The organism is Marilutibacter maris, assembly GCF_006546735.2.
GTDB lineage: Bacteria > Pseudomonadota > Gammaproteobacteria > Xanthomonadales > Xanthomonadaceae > Marilutibacter > Marilutibacter maris.
In genome coordinates this window covers 1-1,990 of sequence record NZ_VICD02000166.1, presented here as the reverse complement: position 1 = coordinate 1,990, position 1,990 = coordinate 1, and the positions used below count along the sequence as shown (strand labels likewise).

Below are 1,990 nucleotides of genomic sequence, written 5' to 3'. Positions count from 1 at the left end.
CAGCTGCGACAGCGGCTGCCACTGGCTCATCCCTTCGCGCCAGGCGAGGGTGTCGGCGGCCAGTTCGCGGCGCTGCCAGGCCTCGCGCAGACGGTCGCCGTCGAGCGGGCCGACCTGGCCGCGGGCCGGGTCGTTGTAGTACCACTGAGTCATCGATTTCCCCTGATCTTCTTCCAACGTCCGCTATCGGCGCGCCTCACTGCTGGCGCCAATGGTGCCATGCGGCGGTGGCGCGCGTCGCCGGCATCCTCCCCGATGCCGGCGCGAGTGGGGGCGCCGTGCCGACCGCGGCCGGTGTCAGTGCACCGGTTCGGGCTCGTCGGCGAAGATCTGCGTCTCCATCCAGGCGTAGGCGGCCTCGGCGCCGGGCTGGTTGAACAGCACCATCAGCACGACCCATTTCAGGTCGTCCAGGTCGACCTCGTCCTGGTCCAGCGCCATCGCGCGGTCGAGCACCAGCTCGCGCTGGCCGGCGTCGAGGATGCCGTGCTGCTCCAGGAACAGCAGGAAGCCACGGCAGTCGGTGTCCAGGCGGTCGAGCTCGGGCGCGGCGTAGACCCGGGTCGGGCCGTCGGCGCGCGCGACCGCGGCACTGGGGCGCTGGCGGGCCAGCGCGTCGAGCCATTCGAAGGCCTTGTTGATCTCGGCGGGGCTGAAGCCGGCCTGTCCGAGTTCCTCGAACAGGGGGCCGCCGGTGAGGGAGTCGCGGTCGCGGACCAGGTCCGCCTCGTGGGTGAAGTAGTGCTCGAACAGGTACAGCAGGACGTCCAGGATGCTTTCTTTCATTTCCCTCAGCCTGCGCCGCACGCGGCGCGTTGGGTCAGGATGAATCGCCGGTTTGTGCACCGACGCGGCGGGGGTACCGACCGTGTCCGTTCAGTGGCTTCGGAAGTACCGGCCATGCTGCACCGTCACGCGTCCATCAAGCTCCATGAGCAGCAGCATGGAGGACACTTGGGCGGTCGTCAATCCACTGCGCTCGACCAGTTGATCCATACCGATGGGGTCGTGCCCCAGTGCCTCCCACAATTTGTTGTGGTCGTGGCCGTCGCGTGAGTGGGTGAGACCCAGCCGCGGGGCGGCCCGCCAGGCATCATCGCCCGGCCCCGTGACAGCGGCATGGACGCCGGCGCGGCCTCCGGATGTGGGGGCGGCGGGCGTCGGTTCAAGGCGTTGCCGCAGGTCGCCGGCCAGGGCCGCGGCCAGCGCTCCGAGCGCGGCGGTCACCTCGTCGGGGTGCTCGACCAGGGCGGCGCCGTCGCGGATCAGCCGGTGGCAGCCGGCGGCCATCGGGTTGTGGACCGATCCGGGCAGTGCGAACACTTCGCGGCCGGCCTCGGCCGCCAGCCGCGCGGTGATCAGCGCGCCGGAGCGCCGTGCCGCCTCAACCACCAGGGTGCCGAGCGTGAGCCCGGCCAGGATGCGGTTGCGGCGCGGGAAGTGTTCCCGCCGCGGGCCGGTCCCCGGCAGGTGCTCGCTGACCACCGCCCCGGCGGCGGCGATGCGGGCGTGCAGGCCGGTGTTGGCGCGGGGGTAGGGCATGTCGGGACCGGTGCCCAGGACCGCGATGGTGGTGGCGCCGGCCTCCAGCGCGGCGGTGTGCGCGGCGGTGTCGATGCCATGGGCCAGGCCGCTGGCGATCGCCAGCCCGGCGTGGGCCAGGGCGGTGGCGAACCGGTGGGCGTTGTCGCGGCCGCCGGGTGTGGGGCGGCGGCTGCCGACCACCGCCACCGCCGGGTACCAGAGCAGGAGCGGATCGCCGGCGACGAACAGGGCGAGGGGCGGCGACGCGGCCCGTCGCAGCAGCGGCGGATAGTCCGGGTCGTGCCAGCCGAGCAGGTGATGGCCGGGCGTGCGCAGCCACTCGAGCGCGCTGGCGAGGGAGGGCGAGGATCGCCGTCGCAGCGCGGCGACCTGCCTGTCGCTCAGACCGCAGGCCCGCCACAGCGGCGCCCCGGCGGACAGCGCCGCGAGCGGGCAGCCGCAGCGT

General features: G+C 73.1%; 3 protein-coding genes. All 3 read right to left on the bottom strand.

The window, feature by feature from the left end:
* Positions 1 to 153, bottom strand: a 153-nt coding sequence (locus tag FKV24_RS20235) for a DUF4339 domain-containing protein (RefSeq protein ID WP_141482320.1), incomplete at its 3' end; no start/stop codon positions are given.
* A 144-nt stretch (positions 154 to 297) separates the two neighbouring features.
* Complete coding sequence (locus tag FKV24_RS10280) at positions 298 to 786, bottom strand: DUF494 family protein (RefSeq protein WP_111265296.1); 489 nt, start codon at positions 784 to 786, stop codon at positions 298 to 300.
* A gap of 90 nt (positions 787 to 876) precedes the next feature.
* The coding region (dprA, locus tag FKV24_RS10275; protein WP_141482319.1) for a DNA-processing protein DprA at positions 877 to 1,990 on the bottom strand (1,114 nt) is incomplete at its 5' end.

What these genes read in the sequence shown, in the direction of transcription:
- FKV24_RS10280 (WP_111265296.1), bottom strand. Translation starts at nt 786, where the DNA reads ATGAAAGAAAGCATCCTGGACGTCCTGCTGTACCTGTTCGAGCACTAC.